Annotated in this window: 1 pseudogene; it reads left to right on the plus strand. The window is 57.0% G+C overall.

What is annotated here, in order from left to right:
• Nucleotides 1-230, plus strand: a pseudogene (locus HBA93_RS24020) (ABC transporter permease); the annotation flags it as partial.

A 230-nucleotide genomic window follows, 5' to 3' on the forward strand; every position in this document is an offset into this window, starting at 1 on the left:
TGCTTTCAAGCGTGTCAGCGTATTGCGCATGCTGCTGTCCGATACCGGTTCGGTGATCGCTTTGAGCCTTGCGGTGCTGACCCTGTTTTGCGGGTTGTTTGCCCCGTGGCTGGCACCGGAAGATCCCTATGGCGGTAATCTTGGCATGATGCTGAAGCCAGTCGGTGAGGCAGGCTATCTGCTCGGTACTGACGGGCAGGGACGCGATATGATTACGCGTCTGCTTTATG

Source organism: Ochrobactrum sp. SFR4 (genome assembly GCF_019730395.1).
Classification (GTDB): Bacteria; Pseudomonadota; Alphaproteobacteria; order Rhizobiales; family Rhizobiaceae; genus Pseudochrobactrum.